This is a genomic window from Bradyrhizobium sp. WYCCWR 13022 (assembly GCF_030435535.1).
Taxonomy (GTDB): domain Bacteria; phylum Pseudomonadota; class Alphaproteobacteria; order Rhizobiales; family Xanthobacteraceae; genus Bradyrhizobium.
Genome location: NZ_JAUIZJ010000016.1, coordinates 1 through 23,768, shown reverse-complemented (window position 1 = coordinate 23,768; position 23,768 = coordinate 1). Strand labels below are relative to the sequence as shown.

The following is a 23,768-nucleotide window of genomic DNA, read 5'->3' as shown; positions in this document are numbered from 1 at the left end:
CACTACCTCATCCTTCGCGCGCTGCTCCAGCTCTTCAGCGACGACCACACGCCGCGCGACAGGCGGAAGCAGTCGACCGGTGTCGACGAGCCCAGCGCCAGGAAACGGTGCAGCTGCACGCCGCTCCACTGGAAGCCGCACTTCTCCAGCACGTTGCGCGAGGCCGGATTGGTGACGCGCGCGCCGGCATGGAGGTGGTCGTCCTCGAACTCCTCGAAGAAGAAGTCGATGGCGCCGCGTGCGGCCTCGGTGGCAAAGCCCCGGCCCCAATGCTCGACGCCCAGCCAATAGCCGAGCTCGGCATTCTCTGGCGTGGAGCGGTCGATGCCGACCATGCCGATCGGCCCGCTGTCGTGCTCGATCAGGAACACGGTCTCGCTGCCGAGCGCGGCGGTGGCGCGGACGAACTCGACGGCGTCGTCCTGCGAATAGGGATGCGGGAGCCGGCGGGTGTTCTCCGCGACACGGCGGTCGTTGGCGAGGCGGGCGATGGTCTTGACGTCGGCGAGGGTCGGCCGCCGCAAGGTCAGCCGCTCGGTGGCGACGACGCTGGGTCTCGCCTCGGCTAAGGTCACGCTCGAAAAGTCCTGCAACATGTCCGGCTCCGCTAGAAGTCACTAAGTGAAAAGTGAACTGGTCAAACGAAAGGGGAGGCCGGTTTCCCCGCCTCCCCTGGAGCCTTCGATCTGCTTGATCTCTGGAACTCCGCCGGTTCGGTCAAGGACCCGGCGGACTCCAAATAAGATCCACCGTCTATTCAGCAGCCTCTGCGAGCGGGAGTACCGCTACGAAGGTGCGGCCGTTGGCTTTGGCCTGGAATTCAACACGACCCTCGATCTTGGCGAACAGAGTATGGTCGGTGCCCATGCCGACATTGAGGCCGGGATGCCAGGTGGTGCCGCGCTGACGCGCAATGATGTTGCCGGGAATCACGCGCTCCCCGCCGAACACCTTGATGCCAAGACGCTTACCCTTGGAATCGCGACCGTTGCGCGATGAACCGCCTGCTTTTTTGTGAGCCATGGCTCGTCTCCGAAATCCTGCGTAGTTCTAGGTCAATTCCTTGACGGAATCATTTCAAAACGTCGCACGCATCAACTCGTGAATTGGCGTGATCGGTTTCAGTTACTCGGCAGCTTCCTTAGCCGCTTCCTTGGCAACCTTTTCCTTCTTCGGACGCGGGCCCTTGGTGGGCTTGGCATTGTCCGTCAGGATCTCGCTGACGCGCAGGACCGTGATCTCGTCGCGGTAGCCACGCTTGCGGCGCGAATTCTTGCGGCGGCGCTTCTTGAACGCGATGACCTTCGGGCCGCGCTTGTGGTCGAGCACCTCGACCGCAACGGAGGCGCCGGCCACCGTCGGAACGCCCAGCACCGGCGTGTCGCCGCCGACCACCAGAACTTCATTCAACTGCACGATCGAGCCGACTTCGCCTTCGATCTTGCCAACTTCGAGAACATCATCCGGCACGACGCGGTATTGCTTGCCGCCGGTTTTGATGACTGCGAACATCGTTTTTTCTCCGTGTTCAATCCCGGCCTCGGGACGAGAAGCGTCCGGGCCGGCTTTTTGATCAGTCGCTATGGGTTTATTGCGAGTTTCGCGCGGGCGGGAGTTATCCCTTTGAAAACCCACGCAAAAATAAGCGGCGCGAGAAACGCCCCGCGCCGGTTGTGCGGACTTATAGCCGCCGGGGGCGAAGAGTCAAGGAAAAGCCGGCGAAAAGAGGCCGGATTTGAAGGATTTGGGCCGTTTCCGCGCCCCCACGGAATCTCGGCCCGCGCTGCAACCATCAGGTTCCCCCGCCGTTAGTCCGCCGGAACAGGCAAGCGGGCAAGGGCTCTCATGGCAACGGACGAACTGGTCAAGACGACCACGGGCATCGCCCATCACGGCGCCGGTCGGCTGCCGTCGGTGGATGTCGACAGCTTCAACATCGAGATGAAGGACGAGGACGGCTTCCTCGGCGACCGCGCCAGCAAGGGCGCATTCCGCAAGATCCTCGACCGCTGGCGCAAGCCGCTGCGCAAGACCGGCGAGGATCCGTTCGGCAAGGAGCCGTCGGAGAGCATCAGCAAGAAGACGCTGGATGCAATCCTGGTGAGCGACGACGTCGAGGCCTCGGCCGTGGTGCACAGCGCGATCGAGGACTTTGCCCAGGAGCTCGCCTACGTCACGCGGCGCTTCCTCAAGACGAAGGCCTGGGCCAGGACCGAGCGCATCGTGGTCGGCGGCGGCTTTCGCGATTCACGGCTCGGCGAGCTCGCGATCGCGCGCACCGAGATCATTCTGAAAGCGGAGGACTTCAAGATCGATCTGGTACCGATCCGGCATCATCCCGACGAAGCCGGCCTGATCGGCACGCTGCATCTGGCGCCGTCCTGGATTTTCGAGGCCCATGACAGCATCCTCGCGGTCGATATCGGCGGCACCAACATCCGCTGCGGCCTGGTCGAGACGGGCTGGAAGAAGGCAAAAGACCTGTCGAAGGCCAAGGTCGTGAAATCAGAGCTGTGGCGCCATGCCGACGACGAGCCGACGCGCGAAGGCGCGGTGAAGCGGCTCACCAAGATGCTGAAGGCGCTGATTGCGGAAGCGGAAAGCGAAGGCTTCAAGCTCGCGCCCTTCATCGGCATCGCCTGTCCCGGCGTCATCAGCGAGGACGGGTCCATTGAAAAAGGCGCGCAGAATCTGCCGGGCAATTGGGAGAGCAGCAAATTCAACCTGCCGGCGAGCCTGATCGAGGGCATTCCTGTCATCGGCGAGCACGACACCGCGATCCTGATGCACAATGACGGCGTGGTGCAGGGCCTCTCCGAGGTGCCGTTCATGCAGGATGTCGATCGCTGGGGCGTGCTCACCATCGGCACCGGCCTCGGCAATGCGCGCTTCACCAACCGCCACAAGGACGGCGGCAACGGCAAGGACTCGTCCGAGAACGGCAAGGACACGAGCAAGAAGAAAGCCAGGGAAAACAGCAAGAACGACAAGGAGTAACCTTGACTGGTTAGGTTAAGGACCGGATTGCGTTGCGGGAACCTGCCTGCACGCTAGGGTCGAATCGTCGTCTCACGCAGGCCTGCGAAGCCGCCCTTCCTGGCCGGCATTTCGATGAGCGGCACGGGACCGCCAGTGTTTACCGCGTCTGGCGGTCCCACCCTGTTTTTTAAAGCATCCTGGAATGAGGCAGGACTGGCGCCCCAACACACAGGTGCGTTCCCTCCCCGCTCTTGTCCGCCGAAGCCCGCCTTCGGCGAAGGCGGATGTGGGGGAGGGCTAGGGAGAGGGGTAGCCCAGGAAAAGGCGACAGTTGTCGACGATGCATCGAGGGCGGTGCGCTCTCGATAGAGTCCCCGTGTGGCGCCCCCCTCCCTGCCCCTCCCCCACAAGGGGGGAGGGAACGGAGAGAGCGTTGTTGACGGATGAACTCAACTCATCCCGCTCTAACGTCCCCGCTTCTCAGCTCCACCCGATGCGCTGAAAGAACCCGGCGATCTCCTCCGCCGCGCGATCCGGATCCTCGCGATGCGGGAAGTGCCCGACATCGGGAAACATCGCAAGATCGAGCTTGCTGAACGTTTCTCCCAGCCGGTCGGTCCATTCATAGGGAAACAGCGGATCGTGCTCGGCCCAGCGCACGCAGGTCGGCACTGATATCGGCGCTAGCCGCACGGCTTCGCCCTTCATCATCGCTACGCGCCCGGCATGCGACGCGCGATAATGCGCAAAGCCGCCGGCGAGATTGCCGTCCCTGAAATAGGTATCGCCGAACAGGTCGAGCACGTCGTCGAACGCGTCCTTGCGATGCGCCCAGCCCTTCAGGAAGTGCGCGATATAGAGCCGGCAGCTCTCGCGGCTCGCGCCCACCAGCCGAGGCGCCATCTCCATCTGCTGGAAAGACTGATACCAGATCTGGTTGAGCCTTTCAGGCGCCGCCATCCGCGGCCCGATGCCGGGATAGACGAAATCGAAGAAGAACAATCCCGCGACACGTTCGCCCGCCCGCCGGGCCAGCGGCTGCATCACCGCGCCGCCGACGTCATGGCCGACCACGCCGAATCGGTCGATGCCGAGCCCGTCCATCACGGCCAGCATGTCGGCCGCATGGCCATCAGGCCCGAAAGACCCGTCAGGCTTGTCGCTGTCGCCAAAGCCGCGCAAATCAGGCGCAATGAGGGTGAAACGGTCCGAAAGCCTCGATATCACCGGCGCCCAGGTCAACCAGATCTCCGGCCAACCATGCAGCAAAAGCAGCGGTTTTCCCCGGCCGGCACGGACCACATGGAAATTGGCGCCATTGGCGGAGATCGTCAGGTGCTCCATGGCAGTTCCTTTCGGCTGGCAAGTCCTCTGGTCGAGCAGATGAGATGAGGTTTCATTCGCCGCGACAAGGGAGGTGCGTTCCCTCCCCGCTCTTGTCTCGCCGAAGCCCGCCTTCGGGCGAAGGCGGATGTGGGGGAGGGTTAGGGAGGGGGGTAGCCCAGCAAAAGGTGCCCATTGTTGGCAACACGGCGAGAAAGCGGCAAAACAACCACCGGATTTTCCCCTTTCGCGCCTTGTCTGGCCCGCCATCCTCGCTTATGAACGCCCCCAACCACAGGGGCCCTGCTCCTCATATGGCGCCTTCAGGAGAGGTGGCAGAGTGGTTGAATGCACCGCACTCGAAATGCGGCATAGGTGCAAGCCTATCGGGGGTTCGAATCCCTCCCTCTCCGCCATAAAATCAAGTCCCGGGTCGCCAACCTGGTCTTCCCCTCTGAAGCGTCGCGCCGGCTTATTGATTAAGTAGCGACATTCGTATCCACATGACATTCCGAGCGGCCTGGGCTTGATTCGAGCGCACGGAAGCCGAGCTATCCGTCGCGCAGGGCGTTTCGAGCGGCCGCTGAAACTGGCCAATGTCCTCTCCTGCATGACTACCCGATTGGTCTAAGTCAGTGAGTTTATATTCCAATTAGTTGAGCGTGCCGCCCAAATGAAAGACGACACCAATCACAAGCAGATGTTAGATCAGGAGCATCAAGTCCGCGCTTTGTGATGTAGCGAATTGGACCATTGAGCAGATCAAGAAGTGAGTGAGCTTCCGCGATGGCGATGATCGCAGCCGAACGAAAACTAGAAGAAGCGCTTGTCTCAAAGCTACGCGACCTCAAGTACGAATATCGTCCCGACATCCGTGACCGCTCCACGCTGGAGCAAAACTTCCGTGAGAAATTCGAAGCGCTTAATCGCGTACGCCTCACCGACACCGAGTTCACCCGCCTAATCGACGAGATCGTCACGCCCGATGTCTTCAGCGCCGCCCGAACACTTCGCGAGCGCAACAGCTTCATTCGTGATGACGGTACGCCGCTGAACTACACCCTCGTCAACATCAGAGACTGGTGTAAGAACGCCTTCGAGGTGGTCAATCAGCTCCGCATCAACACGGATAACAGCCATCATCGCTACGACGTCATACTCCTGATCAACGGCGTCCCCGTCGTTCAAATCGAGCTGAAAACCCTCGGGATCAGCCCCCGTCGGGCGATGGAGCAGATCGTCGATTACAAGAACGACCCCGGCAACGGCTACACCAAGACGCTTCTCTGCTTCCTCCAGATCTTCATCGTCAGCAACCGCGACCGCACCTACTACTTCGCGAACAATAACGCCCGGCATTTTGCTTTCAATGCCGAGGAACGCTTTCTACCCGTCTATGAATTCGCAGACGTAAATAACAAAAAGATCACCCACCTCGACAGCTTTGCCGAGACCTTCCTCGTCAAATGCACGCTCGGTCAAACGATCAGCCGCTACATGGTGCGCGTTGCCGGTGAGCAAAAGCTCCTGATGATGCGGCCGTATCAAATCTATGCGGTGAAGGCCATTGTGGACTGCATCACCCAGAACTGCGGCAACGGATACATCTGGCACACCACCGGCAGCGGCAAGACGCTCACCTCGTTCAAGGCCTCAACCCTCCTCAAGGACAATCCCGATATCGAGAAATGCCTCTTCGTCGTGGACCGCAAGCGCATCGGCATGGAGCGGATCGCGAAGGAAGGCTACAACCTCAATATCTCCCGCTATATCAGCACATCCGAGCAGCAAGTCGAGATCGATCTGTCGGCCACGCATAGAGAGCTGGTCGAGCTTGAGAAGCAAATTCAAAACTCAACGGCGAAGCACAACGTGTTTCTGAAAGAACTTGGGCTATCCCCATTGCCGGTGCCCGAAGAGTAATCGAGACGATCCCTCCCGTATCCTATCAGCGCCGTCGCCGCGAGCAGGCCGTCGACGACAGGAACCGACCTGACGGCGCTGATTGCTGCCCCATTGATCTGATGCCGCGTTGTCGATGCCGGCCGCAATCGCCCTCCCGTAGACCTTGTCAACCCGCGAAATCATCACGATGATCGGCGCGTCGTAGCATCGCTCGCGAGGCCTTCATGCGAAAATGCGAAGTCGCCGTGCTGGGTCTGGGGCTCATGGGCGGAGCAGCGCTGGGCGCGTTGCTGGATGCCGGCGTCGATGCGCTCGGCTTCGATCCTGTCGCAGCAGGTTCGGATCGCGGCTCGTCACATGGTTCATGTCGCATTTTCCGTCGCTTCAATTTCGAAAACCCCAACTACACCAGCCTGAGCGACGAGGCTCATGCCGGCTGGATCCGGCTGCAGGCCGAAAGCGGTCAAACGGTTCTGACGGAAACCCCTATTCTGGAGGCCGGCCGCCCCGGCTCCGCCATGGTGGCGTCCTCGCGCGCGGCCGCGATCGCGAAAGGGCGCCCGGATCCGAAGATGACCGCTGCTGTCGCGAACAAGGAATTTCCGGCTTTCAACCTGCCCGACGACTGGGACGTCGTCGTCCAGGACGGTGCCGCGATCCTGCACACCGCTACAGTCATGAAGCTGATGCGCGCACGCGCACGCGACCGCGTGATTCCGGAACGCGCGAGCTTCACGCCGCGCCACGACGGCGTGTCGATCCGCACGGCGAGCGAAGAGTTCTTCGCCGAGCGCGCGATCCTGGCGCTGGGCCCATGGCTCGGTCGCGCCCTCCCGCAACTCGCCGCGCTGCTCAACGTCACCCGACAGGCGGTCGGCTGGTTCAAGCCTGCCAGCCCCGACACTGTGGTTTCAGGTCGCTTCCCGATCTTCATTCTGGACCGCGGTCCTGATGACATCGTCTACGGCTTTCCGGATTTCGAACAGCGCGGCGTCAAGGCTGCGCCTCACAACCACGGGCCCGTGGTCGGCCCCGACGATTGGGGTCCGCAGGCCAGCGATGCCGAACTCCGTCCCATCGGCGAAGCATTGGCCGCCCTCGTCCCTGATGCGGCCGGGCCCATCATCGATCGCGACGTCTGCCTCTACACCAACACCGCGCCCGCCGACATCAGGCTGGATGCGGGCGAGGAATTCATCATCGATCGCTGGCCGGAGTCCCGCCTGATCGTCTGCTCCGCGTGTTCAGGCCATGGCGCGAAGTTCGCGCCCGCCATCGGGCAAAGGCTTGCTCGCCTCGCCACCGATCCGTCCTACCAGGCAGAACCCTTCTTTCAACTGTCCCGATACTCTCAATTCGCCTGAGCGGATGCTGGATGTTGCGGTGACCGTGCACGAAAACGCGCAACCGTCCGGCGGCAAACGCCTCCTGGAGACCCGGGCTAGAACCCTGCCTGTCGAACCTCCTGCCATGATACCATCATGGACCTGTTTTGCCCGACGAGTCAACGTCGTTTCGGGTAATCAGCAGCAGCTCCTGTGTAAGTCCTTGTCCTGACGCGGGCCGGCTACTGTGCATGGGGTTGTTTTCGCGTTTATGGTGTCCGGGCGCTGAGGACCCCGCGTGAAGCGGTGACAAGGTTGAACCTGTCACCGGCGCAGTCCGACCAACATCCCGCGTCCGGCAGGGAGCCAGGTGTCCACGACGATGTTCGACAAGACCTACAGGCAGCGCCTCGAGGCTGACCTCGCGCAATGGGAGGCCGATGGCGTGATCGCGCCGGCGGCGGCTGGCTCCATTCGCAATGCGCTGCCGCCGCTGTCGCCGGGCATCAACATTGCCGTGGTCGTCGCCATCGTCGGCGGCCTCCTGATCGCGGCGGCCTTCCTCGCCTTCGTCGCGGCGCACTGGACCGAGATTGCGCGGCTGCTGCGCTTCGCGATCCTGCTTGCGGGCATGATCGTCGCCGGCGGGCTCGGGGCGTGGTTCGCGGCGACGGGCCGCACTGTTCTTGCCGATCTCTGTGCCAGCATCGGTGCCATCGTCTTCGGCGCCGGCATCGCGCTGGTCGGCCAGATGTATCATCTCGGCGACGACTTTGCCGGCGGCATGCTGCTGTGGTCGGTCGGCGCGTTCGCCGCCGCATTGCTGACCGGCTCGCGCGGTGCGCTGGCGGTCGGGCTCGCGGCGGCCTGCATCTGGACCTGCATGCGCGTCTATGATGCGCCGGACAGCCTGCATCTCCAGTTCATCGTGGCCTGGCTCATCGCCGCCGCGATCGCCTTCGCGTGGGACTCCCGCGTCGCCGCCCATCTCGTCGCGGTCGCGGTGATTCCGTGGTGGGTCGCAACCTCGCTTCGCTTCGACTTCGATGGCGCCCAGCCGTCCTTCGTGCTGGCGAACGGAGCGGCGCTGCTGTTCGGCGGCGGGCTCGCGATATCAGCCGCGCCGTCGCCGCGGGCGCAGCGGCTCGGATCCGTGCTGTCGATCTACGGCGCCTTCTCGCTGGCCGTCGTCGCCTTCCTGGAGGTGACGACGGTCGACGATCTGTTCCGTCTTCGGACTGCAACGGTGACGGCCCAGCCGCCGTGGGCGGTCGCGTGCGGCGTCGCGGGCGTGATTCTCGCGCTCGCCTCCGCCGGCCTCACGCGGCGCGCCGGTGAAATCCTCGCAGCGTGCGCGATCGGCCTCGTGCTGATCGCCGCGCCGATCTGGCCGGCGTCCGCGGCCGGCGAACCCTGGTTCGCCTATGCCGCGCTGCTCTGCGCCATGCTGTGCCTGGTCGTCTCCGGCGTGCTCGACGACGTGCGTCCGCGCATCGTCGCCGGCTGGCTCGGCATCGCCGGCGTCATCGCTGCGATCACCTGGGCGGTGAAGGGCTCGCTGCTGCGCCGCTCGGCCTTCCTGGCAGTATCAGGCATCATCGCCGTCGTGTTTGCGTCAGCGCTCAACCGCTTGCTGCCGAGGGCTGAACGATGATCGAGTCCATCGCCAATTTTGCGGGACGCATCCCGAAGGCCGTGCTGTTCGGCGCCGCCATCCTGCTGCAATGCGCGCTGCTGGTCCTGATGGTCGCCGATCGCATGCAGATCCTGCGCGGGGGAACCGAGGTGACCTTGCAGACGCGGCCGGTCGATCCGCGCGATCTCCTGCGCGGCGACTATGTCACGCTCGGGTACGATATAACGCAACTGCCGGCAGGCGCGCTCGCCGGCCAGCCGTCCGCCGAGCGTAACCCGACCGTGTTCGTCAAGCTCGCGCCCGATGCCAACGGCCTCTATCAGGCCGTTTCCGTGCACGCCGCGCCCGTTGCGGTCACCGCGCCTGACGTGCTGATCCGCGGCCGCGTCACCCATTCCTGTGGCTCGACCGGCCGCACCTTCTGCGACAGGCTGACGATCAGATACGGCCTTGAAAACTATTTCGTGCCGGAAGGCGAGGGCAGGAAGCTCGAGCAGGCCCGCAACCAGCAGAAGCTGCGCGTCGTCGCCGCCGTGCTCCCCTCGGGCCGCGCCGCGATCAAGCGCCTGCTGCTCGAGGGCGAGCCTGTGTATGAGGAGCCGTGGTACTAGCGGTTCGGCTGTGCCTTCAACGCCCGCCGCAGCACGTCCCACATTCCCGGATCGCTCATGTGCGCGACGTTGAACCGCATGAAATTCAGTGCGGTCTGCGCCACGCTGAACACGTTGCCCGGCGCGAGCACAACATCCTCTTCGAGCGCGGCGCGCGCCGCGGCCGTCGCATCCTGCCCGTCGGCGAGACGGCACCAAAGGAAGAAGCCGCCGCGCGGCATCAGCCAGGGTTCGATGCCGAGCGCCCCGAGTTTTCGCGCGATGTCGCGCCGCGCGCGCGTGAGCTTTTGCCGGAGCTCCTCCATGTGCTTGCGATAGCTGCCGCCGGCCAGCACCTTGGCGATGATCTCGGTCGCGACCGGGCTCGGACCGCCGAAGCTGGTTGCGACCTGCAGGTCGACCAGATGCTCGATCCAGTCGGCGCGCGCGGCGATGTAGCCGCAGCGCACCGAGGCCGACAGCGTCTTGGAGAAGCTGCCGATCCGGATCACGCGGTTCAAGCCATCGAGCGCAGCCAGGCGCGGCGAGCGCTCCGGCTCGAAGTCGCCAAAGATATCGTCCTCGATGACGGTGAGGTCGTGCGCGGCCGCCACGGTCAAAAGCCTGTGCGCGGTCTGGAGCGAGAGCGTCGCGCCGGTCGGGTTGTGCAGCGCCGAGTTCGTGATGTAGAGCCGTGGCCGTTCGCTGCCGAGAATCTGCTCGAAGCGAGCAACGTCCGGGCCTGACGGCGTGTAGGGCACGCTGACGATCTTCGCCTGATGCGCGCGCAGCAGCGCCCGAAAATTGAAATAGCAGGGATCGTCGACCAGCACCGTGTCGCCGGGACGCAGCAGGAAACGGCAGATCAGGTCGGTCGCCTGCGTGCCCGACCCCGTCAGCATCAATTGTCCCATCGCGGCCTCGATCCCGTCTTCGGCAAGGCGCGTGAGCAGCAGCCTTCGCAGGACCGGAGCGCCACGCGTGCTTCCGTAATTGGTGAGCACGCTGGCTTCGCTGCGGCCAAGCGCGCGGGCGGCGCGGCGCAAGGCCGCCTCCGGCATCCACACGGGCGGCAGCCAGCCGCAGCCGGGTTTCGGCACGGCATCATCCGCATCGAGCGATTGCCGGGAGACCCAGAACGGATCGACCGCCCGGTCGCGGCGCGGCTCGACCTCGCTCAATGCAAGTGGCGGCGCGACCGTCGGCGACACATAGAAGCCGGAGCCGCGGCGGGCCCGGATCAGGCCTTCGGCGGCGAGGCGATCATAGGCTTCGACGACCGTCGACGGCGAAACGCCCATCGCGGCGGCGAGGCTGCGGATCGATGGCAGGCGGTCGCCGGGGCCGAGCGCGCGGCCGGTGACCTTGGCGCGGATCGCGCCCATCACGTCGATGGTGCGCGTGCCGCCGCGACCCTTCATCTGCGCTTCGATGTCCAAGGTGTATTCCCTTCCACACCCATACAGTTTTGCTGGATTGTACTGAATTGTGACTGGTCATGCCACCGCCATCGGCCGAGGGTGGCAACCCGGAAAAAATGGGACGGACATGCAATCTGCTGGCAGCGGCTGGGGTAACGGGCTTCTCGGCGTCATCATCTTCAGTGGCTCGCTGCCGGCGACGCGGGTGGCGGTCGGCGGCTTCTCCGCGCTGTTCCTCACCTCTGCGCGCGCGATCATCGCGGCTCTGATCGGCGCAGCCGTGCTCGGCCTGCTGCGCCAGGCCTGGCCGGAGCGGAAAGATCTTATCTCGCTCGCCATCGTCTCCTTCGGCGTCGTGGTCGGCTTTCCCCTGCTGACCGCGCTCGCGCTCCAGCACATCACGTCAGCGCATTCGATCGTCTTCATCGGCCTGCTGCCACTGTCGACCGCGATCTTCGCCGTGCTGCGCGGCGGCGAGCGACCGCGACCGCTGTTCTGGCTGTTCGCGGTGCTCGGCAGTGCCACGGTCGCGGGCTTTGCCTTGTCCAATGACGGCTCCGCGTCGGTGACCGGCGATCTCCTGATGGTCGCCGCGATCGTGCTGTGCGGGCTCGGCTATGCCGAGGGCGCCGCATTGTCGCGCCGGATCGGCGGCTGGCAGGTGATCTCCTGGGCGCTGCTGCTGGCGCTGCCGTTGATGCTGCCGGTCGCGCTTCTCACCTGGCCGTCGACATGGAGTAGCGTCGGTGCACCGGCCTGGATGGGGCTGGCCTATGTCTCCGTTTTCAGCATGTTCGTCGGTTTCATCTTCTGGTACCGCGGCCTTGCGACCGGCGGCATCGCGCGCGTCGGCCAGCTGCAGCAGCTCCAGCCGTTCTTCGGCCTCGCGCTGGCCGGCTTCCTGCTGCACGAGCCTGTTGCATGGAGCATGATTGCCGCGACCGCGCTCGTCGTCGCCTGCGTCTTCTTCGCGCGGCGGTATGCGTGAGCTCGATGCAGCGCAATTCCTGACCTGGCCCATGCGGCCACCAATGTTGATCTGGATCAACGCGGGCCCCGGCGCGCAGTGCCTCATTGAATGAGGAGAGTTATCTCCTCCACGCCCGTGTGTGCCTATTTCGCAACGACATAACACGCATCGAGATCAGAGCAGGAGGCAGCGTCATGAACATGACTCGTCGGAATCTCTTGTCTGCCGGTTTGGGAAGCGCGGTCTCGGCACTTATGCTCTCGGTCAGCCGAGCAGATCACGACGGTCCTTTGTTGGGCGCGGTCGAAGGTGGCGAAGATTTCTGGCTTGCCACCGATGCCTACGTCTTCGGCTATCCACTCGTGACGATGGAGATGACGCGACGGGTCATGACCAACATGGCCTCCGTCGAGGGTACGCGCGGGCCGATGGGGCAGTTTGTCAAGCTGCGGACCTATCCCGATGCAAGCTTCAGGGATGTGACGGCTCCGAACGCCGACACGCTCTACACCACGGCGTGGATCGACGTCGGCGACGAGCCGTGGGTTCTCAGCATCCCCGACATGAAAGACCGCTATTTCCTGTTCCCGATGCTCGATGGCTGGACGAACGTGTTCCAGGTGCCGGGCAAACGGACGACTGGTACGAAGGCGCAGACCTATGCGATCACCGGGCCGGGTTGGACGGGCACGCTCCCGGCCGGCGCCAAGGAATACAAGTCGCCTACCAGCATCGTTTGGATCCTGGGTCGCATCTACTGCACCGGCACACAAGCGGATTACGCGGCGGTGCACGCCGCCCAGGATGAGTTCAAGCTCGTCCCCCTGAGTGCCTACGGGAAGTCCTACACGCCTCCACCGGGCAAGGTCGATCAGTCGATCGACATGAAGACCGCCGTGCGCGATCAGGTCAACCGCATGGATGCCGCCGCCTATTTCAGCCTTCTGGCCCAGCTCATGAAGCGGAATCCGCCGGCGGCCGCCGACGCCGCCGAGGTCGCCAAATTCGCCAAGATCGGCCTCGTTCCGGGCAAGGATTTCGATGCCGGCAAGCTCGACGCTGTGTTCGCGAAGCGCATTCCGCAAGTCGCGTTCGACCGCATCATGGTGCAGTTCAAGATCAACAAGGCCATCAGGAACACCAACGGCTGGGCATTCGATTCGCAGACTGGCGTCTACGGCACCGACTACCTCAATCGTGCCCTGGTCACGGCCATCGGTCTCGGCGCCAATCGTATCCAGGATGCATGCTATCCGACATCGCAGAAGGACAGTGATGGCAAGGAATACGTCGGCAGCAACAAATACGTGATGCGCTTCCCGAAGGGGCAGCTTCCACCCGTCGGCGGCTTCTGGTCGCTGACGATGTACGACGAGAAGTATTTCTTCGTCGCCAATCCGATCAACCGATATTCGATCAGCGCCCGTCAGAGCCTCAAGCCCAATCCGGACGGAACGATCGAACTCTATATCCAGAAGGACTCGCCTGGAGCGGACAAGGAGTCGAACTGGTTGCCCGCACCCGCCAGCAAGTTCGTTCTGATGCTGCGGATGTATTGGCCGAACGAGAAGGCGCCCTCGATCATCAACGGCAGCTGGTCTCCGCCGGCCGTCAGGAAGGTCGCGAGCAGCTGATCGCAACGGGCCGACAAGCCGAGGCGATAGCCTCACTCGCCGCCCATCACCGTTCGCGTCAGCGTGCTCCGCGCGAATTTCTTCAACGGCATCGGCTTGCCGAACAGGAAGCCCTGCACGTGATCGAAGCCCAGCTCGTTCGCTGCGACGAGGTCGGCGCGGCTCTCGACTCCCTCGGCAGCCGAGCGTGCGCCATAGCCCTGCGCGAGCTCGACGATGTGACGGCACACCGTGCGCTTGAGACGGTCGTTGGCGCTCCCGGTCACGAAGTGGCGGTCGGCCTTCAGCTTGATGAAGGGGATCCTGCCGAGATCCATCAGCGACGGCCAGTTGGCACCGAGATTGTCGATCGACAGGCCGATATTGTGCAGCCGCATCTCGCGCGAGATTTCGGTCAGGAGATCGAGATCGCGGATCGCCTCCTCGCTGGTGATCTCGATCGTCAATCCGCCGAAGGCCGGATGCGTCGGCACGCGGCGGCAGAGATCGCGCACGGCCTGCGGCTCCTTCAAATACGAGGCGGGCAGGTTGATCGAGAGATCGACCGGGCTTTGCCGCTCCAGGAGGTAGTGCCAGTCCTGCACCGCGCGTTCGATCACGAATTCCGAGAGATCGCGCAGGTGCGGATCGTGCTCCTCCGGAATGAAATAGGCCGGGGGCACCACGCCCCAGGTCGGATGGCGCATCCGCACCAGGGCCTCTGCGCCGCAGCGGATCAGCGTGCGCGCGTCGATCTTGGGCTGGTACCAGAGCTCGAGCCAGCCGGCGTGCAAGGCTTCGCCGACATGCACGGCCGGGCTCGGCGCCGGCTCGTCCGGCAGCAGCATCGCAATGCGATCGCGCAGCGTCTCCGCGGCAAAGGGCGTGGTCAGCGGCGGCAGCATGGCGAGGCCATATTCCTCTCCGACCTGCTGCACGGCCTTGACGATGATCGACTCGCGGGCACCGACGGTCAGGACCTTGCCGTCGAAGGCCTCGCGCACCAGCGTCTCCAGGAATGTGCCGGGCTCGATGCCGTCGGCGGCGACGCCGAACAGGATCAGGTCCGGCAATTCGCCGGCGAGCACGGTCTTGAGCTCGTCGGCACTGGCGCATTCGCTGGTGACGAAGCCAAAATCCTCCAGCACCTCGGCCAGGAATGCGCGCAGGTGGCGCTTGCCGTCGGCGACGCATGCGCGCGGCGTTACCTTTCGCCGTCCGAAGGTCTTGGGCCTTCGTCCGGCGAGTTCAACAATGTCGTCGTTCATCGCAAACCTCTCCCGTTCCGCGACCGGTGTTAGCGACGGGAGCAGTTTCAAATAAGGAGCGCTTCAGCCGATTATTGAATTATCTGGGTAACGTTAAAGCCCCCATCATTTCTAAAATTGTTCGGATCTCGTTCGAGAAGTCTTCACGTCTGTCGCTGCGCAGCGCACTTGCGTGCGACAATCATGCAGGATTTTCCCGACGCTCAATTCGGCGGTGTGCGCGGCCGTGTCCTGTAATTGGACGATGCTGCGCGCGCTTCGCCCAATTGAATAACGGGTGCCTCAATTGGATGTGGCTTTGTCGTGCTCGTCCATGCAGAACGCCTACTTCTTTGTCGTCGGATGGAGATCGGCGCGGCAGGGACCACGCGCGGTGTCCACCCCTCGCGCTGTATGTGATGCATCGGAGAATTGTGAGCGGCGAGCTCCGTCGACGAATTCATTCTCGCGCGATGCGTGCATGGCCCGTCACTGCGCGTGACGGTTATGCGACGACGCGACCATCCGCGGGGCGGGCGAATGTGAAGCACTTCACAAGCCGATTGCTGCACGTGCGCTATTGGTCCCTGGAGCCGGTGGTGGGCTGTCAGGGATTGCAGCTATGACGACGCGGCGGTTGATCTATTGGTGGTTCAGGATCGTGATGTCAGGGCGATTTCTCGATCGCTTCCTGTGCCTGCCACGCGTTCCGGAATAGCCGGCGCGAACTAGGTCGCCCCGATCAATTTGCGAAACGCCGCCGCGCCGTCCTGCACGGCGTCGCGGCCCTTCCAGGCCAGATAGCTCAGCTTGCCGCCGAGCGTATCCTGATTGCGCAGCCGGCGCGATCCCAGGATGTGACCGACATTGGCGGGGAAGCGGCTGACCTCGGCCGCCACCAGCGCCGCGATCGCGTCCATCAATTGCTGAAGCCGGACGCCCCATTCGCTCTGCTCGATGCCGTCGATGCGAACCTTGAGCGAATGTTCGACGTCGTAGATTTCCGTGAGCAGGTCCCGTGCGACGAGAAATCGGTTGTGGCGAAGTGCGATCCGCAAGGCAAGGCGCTTGTCGTCGAGCCGATCGAGCACCATGGGAACGACGCAAGCATAGGACGCCGCTGCAACCTCGGCAGCGCTCTTGCTCGCGGCCGCCTTGGTCGCAAGGTATATGAGCCGCCAGAATGTCTTCAGGCGCCTCGCGACCAGCGTCAGCGCGAACGGCAGCGCATCGGGATTGGCCTTCTTGAAGGCGTCGAGTTGCGCGGTGATCTGTGCGACCTGGCCGTCGTCGAATTTCGTGATGGTCTCGGGCAGCTTCTCGTTGAACTTCGGCAGCGCGTCGCCGGCACGCAGCACCTGGAGCATCTTCCTCACGTCGTCGAAGGCGGTGCGCGAGGCGGTGTATTGCGCGAGCTTGTCGCGTGCGAATTCGGTGCTTTCCGCCGATGCGAGCGTGTTCTCGAGCACCTTGACGACCTTGCCCTGAAAGATCGTCGCGATCTTCAGCACTTCCTTGGGATTGTTGGCGGCGACCTGGTCGTTGATCGCCTTGATGTAGTCGCGCGCCATGGTCGGCAGCAGGTCGCGGCAGATCCACTCCCAGATCGGGGTGAGCGTGTTGCGCGAGATCCGTCCCGAATTGGCGTGCTCGGGCGCGCCGTCGATCAGCAGCAGTTCGAGCGGCGCGAAGAAATAGCGCGACGGACTGGTCGCGCGCGCCTGGGTCGATCCATCCTTGCGGAATTCGGCGCGCAGCTTGGCCTGGATCTCTGCTGAGCCCGGCATGTCGAGGCCGCAAAGCTCGAGCCGCTCGAGTTCGCTGAGCAGGCAGCTGCGCGACAACGGCGTCAGCTTCTGCAGGAACTCCGAAAGCTCGTCGATTTCGTCCATGGCACGCAATCTCTCGCAACGATTCCAGCAGGCTGACTGGCCGAATGCATGGAGGCATTTGCGCGCTCTCAATTGCGACACAGAGAAGCAAGCCGCCGTTAATTAATCGGTAAAGTCTGAGTGCGCGGGGATGGGGTGCGGCGGTAATCGTTAAGGAGGTGTTGGGATTCCTGCCTGTGATTTAGGCAATTTCATCAACCTTGGCGCGGCTGGCATCGGCCCCGTGCAAGCATAAATTGTGCCTTTGCCGGTATTTCAGCACAGAGCTGACGGAATTACCGTAGTCATACGGAGCAGAAAGTTAACCACAGATCGCCCCGGGTTCCGCTAAACACGTCACATGGGGTCACAGAACGATACGGTCACTGATTCGCGGCCGTCGGAATGGTTCGAAAGCGGTGCGTCTGCGCCTGAAGAACTCGACTTCGTCCGGCTCAATGCCGCCCGCGCCAAGGCGGCTGACGAGATGGCCGCGGCCATAGCCCGCGAGCTCAATGGTCCCCTGACCGCACTTCTGCTCTATATGGGCGAGATCAAGCACCACAGCGATCAACTCGCGCCCGTTTCGGCCGACCGCGCCTATTTGCAGCAGGTGGTGGAGAACGCACTGGCGCAAACCGAGCGCGTCTGCGGCCTGGTGAAGCAGCTTGCCGGTCAGCACAAAGGCGGCCTGCCCGCGCCGTCGATCACTGAAGATGTCGAGTTGAAGCCCGGCCGCGCGCTGCCGCCACCGCGCGAGGCGAGCTCCGAGTTCTCGGGCCTGTCGGGCAAGCGGCTGACCAAGCGCGAGCGTGAGGTGCTGCGGCTGATCAGCGAGGGCTTTTCGAACAAGCAGGGGGCGCTGCGGATGCAGATCAGTCCGCGCACCTTCGAGAGCCATCGGGCCGAAGCGATGCGCAAGCTCGGCGCGCGCAACACCGCGGACCTCGTCCGCGCGGCGCTGCTGCATTCGATCGATTGAAGCGGTCGTTTTGCGCCGCCTTGGTGGCGGCGCGCTCGTGATCTAGAAATAGTCTTCGGCGAAGGGGCGCGCGCGCGAAGTGGCCCGCGGCATCGTAGGCTCTTCCTTCGGCGTATTCGGGATGATGGTGATGGTCCAGCGCGGCGGGATGGTCGATTCCTGCTCGAGCACCGAGCGGACAAAACCCGTCACCGTGGACTCGCCCGCCTTCACCGTGGCCATGCGGCCGTTGAACTGTGCGATGCGAAAGCGACGGACCTCTTTCTGGTCCGCAGTCTCATAGGTGAACATGGAAACCCTCCTGGTTTCCGGCGACTATCGCCACCTATGATTAGTCATCTGTGAAAATTGCAAACCGTATAAGTACGGCGGGCCTTTGAGGCGGGTCGGTCAATCCTCCGATTCCTGGGCCTTCGCGGCGATGAAGGCCGCTTCCATCTGCTCCAGAAGATCGCCCAATTCGGCCGCGCCGATCGCCTCGGCCGTGCTCTCCAGCCGCAGCGCCAGCGTCGCGAGCCTGAGATAGCCGAAGGTCCTGGCCGTGCTCTTCAGCGAATGCGCCTCGCGCGCGAACCTGGCCCGGTGCTGGCCGAGCGCGAGCGTGCGGAACGACTGAAGTCGCGCGCTGGTCTCGCTCCAGAATACCGATCGCACTTCACGGGCGCCGTCCTCGCCGATCTCGCGCACCAGCGCCTCGAACGCACGGGGCTCGCGCAGCGGTTCAGGCTCGCGCAGCGGCGCGGTGTCGAGCGCACCTGGCGCAGGCGCGAATACGGCGTCGAACATGGTTGTCCCGGTCCCCTTGATGCGCGTCGCGATGCGAGGCGTCCGGGTGTCTACGCCATTTCGATTGCAGTTCTGGTCACGAGATGCGCCGAGTTTGCGGGCGGAGCTAAGCAGTTGCTTTACCATGTGCCGCTCGGTCCGGGCGCACCGGCGCGGCGTCACGCGCCGAGCAGCCGGTCGTATTGGGCCTTGACCGTGGCGTAGCATTCGCAGGCCGTCTGGCGCAGGCCGTCCAGATTGAGGAGCTGGATATGCCCGCGGCTGTAGTGGATGAAATTGGCCTGCTGCAAGGTATTGGCGACCAGCGACACGCTGTTGCGCCGCGCCCCGATCATCTGCGCCATGGCTTCCTGCGTCAGCAGCAGCCGATAGTCGCCCGACAGATCATGGGTGTGCAGCAGGCAGCGCGCCAGCCGCGACTCCACCGGATGGGCCGCGTTGCAGCCCGCGGTCTGCTGCACCTGCGCGTAGACCGCGAGCCCGTGCCGCGTCAGCAGCGTTCGCAGGGTTGCGCTCTGTTCGGCCGCGATGCGCAGCCGGTCGAGGTCCATCACCGACGCGACGCCGGGAACCAGCACGACCGCCGTGTTGAGTGCGCAAGCATCGCCCAAGGTCGAAAACGCGCCGAGCAGGCTGTCGCGGCCGATCATGGCGACCTGCACATGCTCGCCCTTGGCGAGTTTGACGACCAGCGAGATCACGCCGCGATGCGGGAAGTAGGCGCGCTTGAGCGTCTCGCCGGTCTCGACCAGCACGGCATCATGCGGGAGATCGGCCGTGCGCAGATGTGCACGGATCAATTCATAATCATCTGCCGACAGCGCCGACAGGAAACCGTTGGATGGGCGCGCCATCGTTTCCAAAGCAGCCTCCTGTCTCATCCGCCGATGGACACCCGCGGCTCTACGATCCGCTTTCGGGTAAGTTCCATCATGTTCCCGTCAGGATATATTGGCAATTGGTGCAGTGCTGTTGGACATGATTCAGCAATCACTCGGCGCCGTCTTGTACGCACCGGAATGCCGCGGTCGTGGTAGCGCTTACATTATCAACGACTCGCAAACAGTCTCGCGTGATGGGCCTTGACGGCGGCATGACACTCGCAAGAGGTCGCTTCCAGCGCGCGTAGATCGATGATCTCGATCTGGCCGCGGCTGTAGCTGATGATGCCGGCGCGCTGCAACTCATGCGCAACCAGCGAAACGGCGTTACGCCGTACGCCCATCATCTGGGCCAGGGTCTCCTGCGTCAGCGCGAGGGTTTCCCTGTCCGACAGATCCCGGGCACGCAGCAACCAGCGCGCCAGCCGCGCCTCGACCGGGTGCAGCGCATTGCAGAGCAGGGACTGCTGCGCACGCGCGAGCAGCGCTTGCTCGTGCCGAATGATCAGGCTGCGGAACGCGATGCTCGCATTGGCAACGGTTCGAAAGGCCGGGATTTCAACTGCAGATGCGGTCCCGGGAAAGAGCACGACAGCGTCTGATGCCGCGATTCCATCGGCGAGTGCCGCGCCGCCGCCGACGATGCTGTCGCGTCCGAGCATCGCCACTTCGATCGTTTGTCCTTCGGACAGGCTGACCGTGATTGAAACGGTTCCGTCGTGCGGAAACAGGACGTGGCGAAGTGCCGCGCCTGCCTCGTCCAAGACAGTCTCTCTGACCAATTCGATTGTCACCAGATGCGGACGCAACAGGTCGAAGTCCGCCGCGTCGAGCATCTGCAGCATTTGATTTGGCGGTGGACCGCTCGCGCTCATGCAGAGACAATCCTGCGTGTTTCCCGGATATCGGCTTCCGGGATGCTGATTCTTGGGACGCTGGTTCTCGAGCGTCGGCGTCACGCCTTCGATGTCCAGTTGCCAACGACACGAACATATTGTAATGGTTGTATTGTTGTCCATATACCCGTTGAATGGTAGACAACTTGCCGCATTTGCGGCGAAAATGAAAACAGCGCGCTGATCGATGCGCACGCCCGGCGAGCCAGTCCTGCGTAGCAAACCGGGGACGAGTGCCAGGGGGCCTCATGAGCAGGGAACGGGCAACCGGCCGTAGATATTGCGTCGGCCTTTTCATCGGCTATTTGCCGGTTCACGCGGGCTTGCGCGTTCGTCGCTTCCTTTCAGCCGTCAGACATTGCTCCGCGCCTTTGCGCGGCCCGGCCGCGGATCTCGCGCTCATCCCGTTCGCATGTTGCACCAGGCCGACCGCGCGCGCGGTCAATACGATTTCAACGCAAGCGAAAGGAGAAAGGTGTGCGCAACGGTTCAATTCTTGAATCGCCGAAGCGGGAAATTCCAACGACGCCAGACAGTCTGCGCCACATTCTCGTTGTCGACGACGACCCGATGGTATCCATGGCCATCGAGATCTATCTCCAGCGAAACAATTTTCGGGTGACGATCGCTGACGGCGGCGAAGCCGGGCTCCGCGCTCTCGAGAACGAACAGTTCGATCTGATGATCATCGACATCTTCATGCCGCATATGCGCGGATTCGAATCGATCCGGCTCTTTCACGACCGCGCGCCCATGACGCCGCTGATTGCGATGTCCGGTTATGCCTTCGCAGATCTGAATTCGCCTGCACCCGATTTCCTCAGGATGGCGCTGGAGCTCGGCGCCTCGCGCTGCCTGCGCAAGCCGTTCACGCCGGTTGCGCTGCTGGCCGCGATCAGGGACTGCCTCGCCGAGTCCCATGCCGCCGCTGCGCGGCTGGGTTAGCGCGTCATCGTTCGCGGCGTCGTGCGGTAAGAGTCTGTTTACCGCAAGCTTGGGTCTTGCGGATTTCATCGACACTTCGACCGAAGCCCTCATGCGCGATCTCGATCGCGGGTGATTTGACTCAATTCGCGCGGCTCGTGCACATCTCCCGACATCGGCAGGATTTTTTGCGCCTGCCGTGACGCCGTTATCCGCGCGTTTACCTGTCGCGTTTCCGGAGCGAGGCTGCGGGCGGGATTTGCCGAAAACTGCGGTCTCACGCAGCCGAACGGCAAACTTCGTTTCAATATCCGTATTAGCACGGAGGATGAAATTAACGGGACCGTGAAATGGGTTGTCTAACGATCTAGGAGCGGACTTCCGCCGATTCCAAGCGCGGCGCAGGCGTTGAGGTCCAGCTCAGTAAGGCGTAGCTCATGGATGATCTGTTGCGGGAGTTTCTGACGGAGACCAGCGAGAGCCTGGACACCGTCGACAATCAGCTGGTGAAGTTCGAGCAGGAACCGAACAACGCCAAGATCCTGGATAACATCTTCCGCCTGGTCCACACCATCAAGGGTACGTGCGGCTTCCTCGGTCTGCCGCGGCTCGAAGCGCTGGCGCATGCCGGCGAGACGCTGATGGGCAAATTCCGCGACGGCATGCCGGTGACGGGACCGGCGGTGACGCTGATCCTGTCCTCGATCGACCGCATCAAGGAGATTTTGGCTGGCCTCGAGGCGACCGAAGCCGAGCCCGAAGGCAACGACCGCGATCTGATCGACAAGCTGGAAGCGATGGTCGAGCAGGGCATGGCCGCGATGGCGGCGGGGAGTTCTGCTCCCGTTGCCGAAGCCCCGCCGCTGGTGCCGGAAGCCCCCGCCGCTGCGCCCGCTGCCGCCAAGGAGATGACCACGGGCACGCTGATCGACCAGACCCTGGAGCGTCCGTTGCGTCCGGGCGAAGTCTCGCTCGACGAGCTCGAGCGCGCCTTCCGCGAGACCGCGATCGAAGCCCCGGCGCCGGTTGCCAAGGCTGAGCCGGTGGCTGAAGTCCCGGCGCCTGCCGCCAGGGAGGCTGCAAAGCCTGCCAGGCAGAAGGCCGCGCCGAAGAAGTCGATGGCCGACGAGAGCGCCGGCGAGGGCGAGCGCATCGCCAACCAGTCGATCCGCGTCAACGTGGATACGCTGGAGCACCTGATGACCATGGTCTCCGAGCTGGTGCTGACCCGCAACCAGCTGCTGGAGATCTCGAGGCGCAACGAGGACACCGAGTTCAAGGTGCCGCTGCAGCGCCTCTCCAACGTCACCGCCGAGCTGCAGGAAGGCGTCATGAAGACGCGCATGCAGCCGATCGGCAATGCCTGGCAGAAGCTGCCCCGCATCGTCCGCGACCTCTCGAGCGAACTCGGCAAGCAGATCGAGCTGGAGATGCACGGCGCCGACACCGAGCTCGACCGCCAGGTGCTCGACCTGATCAAGGACCCGCTCACCCACATGGTGCGCAACTCCGCCGATCATGGCCTGGAGACCCCCGCCGAGCGCCTCGCTTCCGGCAAGGGCGAGCAGGGCACCATCCGCCTCTCCGCCTATCACGAGGGCGGCCACATCATCATCTGCATCGCCGACAACGGCCGCGGCCTCAACACCGAGAAGATCAAGGCCAAGGCGCTCTCCTCAGGTCTCGTCACCGAGGCCGAGCTGGAGAAGATGAGCGAAGCCCAGATCCACAAGTTCATCTTCGCGCCCGGCTTCTCGACTGCGGCCGCCATCACCTCGGTCTCGGGCCGCGGCGTCGGCATGGACGTGGTCCGCACCAATATCGACCAGATCGGCGGCACCATCGACATCAAGTCGGTCGCCGGTGAAGGCTCCTCCGTCACCATCAAGATCCCGCTGACGCTGGCGATCGTCTCCGCGCTGATCGTCGAGGCCGCCGGTGACCGCTTCGCCATTCCGCAGCTCTCGGTGGTCGAGCTGGTGCGTGCCCGCGCCAACTCCGAGCACCGCATCGAGCGCATCAAGGACACCGCGGTCCTTCGCCTGCGCAACAAGCTGCTGCCGCTGATCCACCTGAAGAAGCTGCTCAAGATCGACGACGGCGCGGCCAGCGATCCCGAGAACGGCTTCATCGTGGTCACCCAGGTCGGCAGCCAGACCTTCGGCATCGTCGTCGACGGCGTGTTCCACACCGAAGAGATCGTGGTCAAGCCGATGTCGACGAAGCTCCGTCACATCGACATGTTCTCCGGCAATACCATCCTGGGCGATGGCGCCGTCATCATGATCATCGACCCCAACGGCATTGCCAAGGCGCTCGGCGCCGCCGGCTCCTCGGCCCATGACATGGCTGACGACAATGGCGCGCTCCACATCGGCTCGGGCGAGCAGACCACCTCGCTGCTGGTGTTCCGCGCCGG

21 protein-coding genes and 1 tRNA gene are annotated in these 23,768 nt (G+C 63.6%); 11 read left to right on the top strand and 11 right to left on the bottom strand.

Annotation, left to right across the window (positions count from 1 at the left end; translation table 11 throughout):
• Positions 1-2 precede the first annotated feature (2 nt).
• The 3 genes from QY049_RS22925 to rplU form a co-directional block, all read right to left on the bottom strand.
• A complete protein-coding gene (locus tag QY049_RS22925; RefSeq protein WP_258764578.1) occupies positions 3-596 on the bottom strand; it encodes a GNAT family N-acetyltransferase in 594 nt (197 codons plus the stop codon).
• 157 nt (positions 597-753) lie between these two features.
• Positions 754-1,023: a 50S ribosomal protein L27 gene (gene rpmA / locus QY049_RS22920; RefSeq protein WP_092234086.1), complete on the bottom strand. Its 270-nt coding sequence runs from the start codon at positions 1,021-1,023 to the stop codon at positions 754-756.
• Between the two features lie 102 nt (positions 1,024-1,125).
• Entirely contained in the window at positions 1,126-1,512 is a 387-nt protein-coding gene (gene rplU, locus QY049_RS22915; protein ID WP_258764579.1) for a 50S ribosomal protein L21, read from the bottom strand.
• Between the two features lie 333 nt (positions 1,513-1,845).
• Here rplU and QY049_RS22910 point away from each other — a divergent pair, with 333 nt between their 5' ends.
• Positions 1,846-2,997, top strand: coding sequence for an ROK family protein (locus tag QY049_RS22910; RefSeq protein ID WP_258764580.1), 1,152 nt, complete (start codon positions 1,846-1,848; stop codon positions 2,995-2,997).
• Positions 2,998-3,459: 462 nt separating this feature from the next.
• Here QY049_RS22910 and QY049_RS22905 read toward each other — a convergent pair whose 3' ends face one another.
• Positions 3,460-4,323, bottom strand: a complete 864-nt coding sequence (locus QY049_RS22905; protein ID WP_258764581.1) for an alpha/beta fold hydrolase — start codon at positions 4,321-4,323, stop codon at positions 3,460-3,462.
• 305 nt (positions 4,324-4,628) lie between these two features.
• Between QY049_RS22905 and QY049_RS22900 the strand changes: the two genes are divergently transcribed.
• The 5 genes from QY049_RS22900 to QY049_RS22880 all read left to right on the top strand — a co-directional run bounded on the left by QY049_RS22900 (position 4,629) and on the right by QY049_RS22880 (position 9,779).
• Positions 4,629-4,718: transfer RNA gene (locus tag QY049_RS22900), tRNA-Ser, on the top strand.
• Positions 4,719-5,088: 370 nt separating this feature from the next.
• Positions 5,089-6,225 carry a type I restriction endonuclease gene (locus tag QY049_RS22895; RefSeq protein ID WP_301269963.1) on the top strand — a complete coding sequence of 379 codons (1,137 nt, stop codon included), beginning with the start codon at positions 5,089-5,091 and terminating at the stop codon, positions 6,223-6,225.
• Positions 6,226-6,431: 206 nt separating this feature from the next.
• Positions 6,432-7,571: an FAD-dependent oxidoreductase gene (locus tag QY049_RS22890; RefSeq protein ID WP_258764584.1), complete on the top strand. Its 1,140-nt coding sequence runs from the start codon at positions 6,432-6,434 to the stop codon at positions 7,569-7,571.
• Between the two features lie 343 nt (positions 7,572-7,914).
• The gene (locus QY049_RS22885) at positions 7,915-9,186 is read left to right on the top strand and encodes a DUF2157 domain-containing protein (RefSeq protein WP_309493997.1); all 1,272 of its coding nucleotides are present in this window, start codon (positions 7,915-7,917) and stop codon (positions 9,184-9,186) included.
• Entirely contained in the window at positions 9,183-9,779 is a 597-nt protein-coding gene (locus tag QY049_RS22880; RefSeq protein WP_258764586.1) for a GDYXXLXY domain-containing protein, read from the top strand. The genes QY049_RS22885 and QY049_RS22880 overlap by 4 nt, the downstream gene beginning before the upstream one ends.
• On the opposite strand, the gene QY049_RS22875 is transcribed toward QY049_RS22880, so the two are convergent.
• Positions 9,776-11,197: a PLP-dependent aminotransferase family protein gene (locus tag QY049_RS22875; protein ID WP_258764587.1), complete on the bottom strand. Its 1,422-nt coding sequence runs from the start codon at positions 11,195-11,197 to the stop codon at positions 9,776-9,778. The genes QY049_RS22880 and QY049_RS22875 overlap by 4 nt on opposite strands.
• A gap of 109 nt (positions 11,198-11,306) precedes the next feature.
• Between QY049_RS22875 and QY049_RS22870 the strand changes: the two genes are divergently transcribed.
• Both QY049_RS22870 and QY049_RS22865 read left to right on the top strand, forming a co-directional pair.
• Positions 11,307-12,167 carry a DMT family transporter gene (locus QY049_RS22870; RefSeq protein ID WP_258764588.1) on the top strand — a complete coding sequence of 287 codons (861 nt, stop codon included), beginning with the start codon at positions 11,307-11,309 and terminating at the stop codon, positions 12,165-12,167.
• A gap of 176 nt (positions 12,168-12,343) precedes the next feature.
• A complete protein-coding gene (locus tag QY049_RS22865) occupies positions 12,344-13,783 on the top strand; it encodes a DUF1254 domain-containing protein (RefSeq protein WP_258764589.1) in 1,440 nt (479 codons plus the stop codon).
• Between the two features lie 32 nt (positions 13,784-13,815).
• Here the strand turns inward: QY049_RS22865 and QY049_RS22860 are convergent, their stop codons facing one another.
• Positions 13,816-15,030 carry an EAL domain-containing protein gene (locus QY049_RS22860; protein ID WP_194479004.1) on the bottom strand — a complete coding sequence of 405 codons (1,215 nt, stop codon included), beginning with the start codon at positions 15,028-15,030 and terminating at the stop codon, positions 13,816-13,818.
• A gap of 707 nt (positions 15,031-15,737) precedes the next feature.
• Positions 15,738-16,901, bottom strand: coding sequence for a hypothetical protein (locus tag QY049_RS22855; protein WP_194479005.1), 1,164 nt, complete (start codon positions 16,899-16,901; stop codon positions 15,738-15,740).
• 340 nt (positions 16,902-17,241) lie between these two features.
• Between QY049_RS22855 and QY049_RS22850 the strand changes: the two genes are divergently transcribed.
• Positions 17,242-17,862, top strand: coding sequence for a LuxR C-terminal-related transcriptional regulator (locus QY049_RS22850; RefSeq protein WP_258764592.1), 621 nt, complete (start codon positions 17,242-17,244; stop codon positions 17,860-17,862).
• Between the two features lie 42 nt (positions 17,863-17,904).
• On the opposite strand, the gene QY049_RS22845 is transcribed toward QY049_RS22850, so the two are convergent.
• The 4 genes from QY049_RS22845 to QY049_RS22830 all read right to left on the bottom strand — a co-directional run bounded on the left by QY049_RS22845 (position 17,905) and on the right by QY049_RS22830 (position 20,404).
• Positions 17,905-18,153: a hypothetical protein gene (locus tag QY049_RS22845; RefSeq protein WP_258764593.1), complete on the bottom strand. Its 249-nt coding sequence runs from the start codon at positions 18,151-18,153 to the stop codon at positions 17,905-17,907.
• 99 nt (positions 18,154-18,252) lie between these two features.
• Entirely contained in the window at positions 18,253-18,648 is a 396-nt protein-coding gene (locus tag QY049_RS22840) for an Hpt domain-containing protein (protein ID WP_258764594.1), read from the bottom strand.
• Positions 18,649-18,806: 158 nt separating this feature from the next.
• Positions 18,807-19,502, bottom strand: a complete 696-nt coding sequence (locus QY049_RS22835) for a Crp/Fnr family transcriptional regulator (protein ID WP_194479009.1) — start codon at positions 19,500-19,502, stop codon at positions 18,807-18,809.
• Between the two features lie 194 nt (positions 19,503-19,696).
• Entirely contained in the window at positions 19,697-20,404 is a 708-nt protein-coding gene (locus tag QY049_RS22830) for a Crp/Fnr family transcriptional regulator (protein WP_258767101.1), read from the bottom strand.
• A 498-nt stretch (positions 20,405-20,902) separates the two neighbouring features.
• Here QY049_RS22830 and QY049_RS22825 point away from each other — a divergent pair, with 498 nt between their 5' ends.
• Both QY049_RS22825 and QY049_RS22820 read left to right on the top strand, forming a co-directional pair.
• Positions 20,903-21,370: a response regulator gene (locus QY049_RS22825; protein ID WP_258764596.1), complete on the top strand. Its 468-nt coding sequence runs from the start codon at positions 20,903-20,905 to the stop codon at positions 21,368-21,370.
• Between the two features lie 416 nt (positions 21,371-21,786).
• A partial coding sequence (locus tag QY049_RS22820) for a chemotaxis protein CheA (protein WP_301269962.1) occupies positions 21,787-23,768 on the top strand: 1,982 nt, incomplete at its 3' end.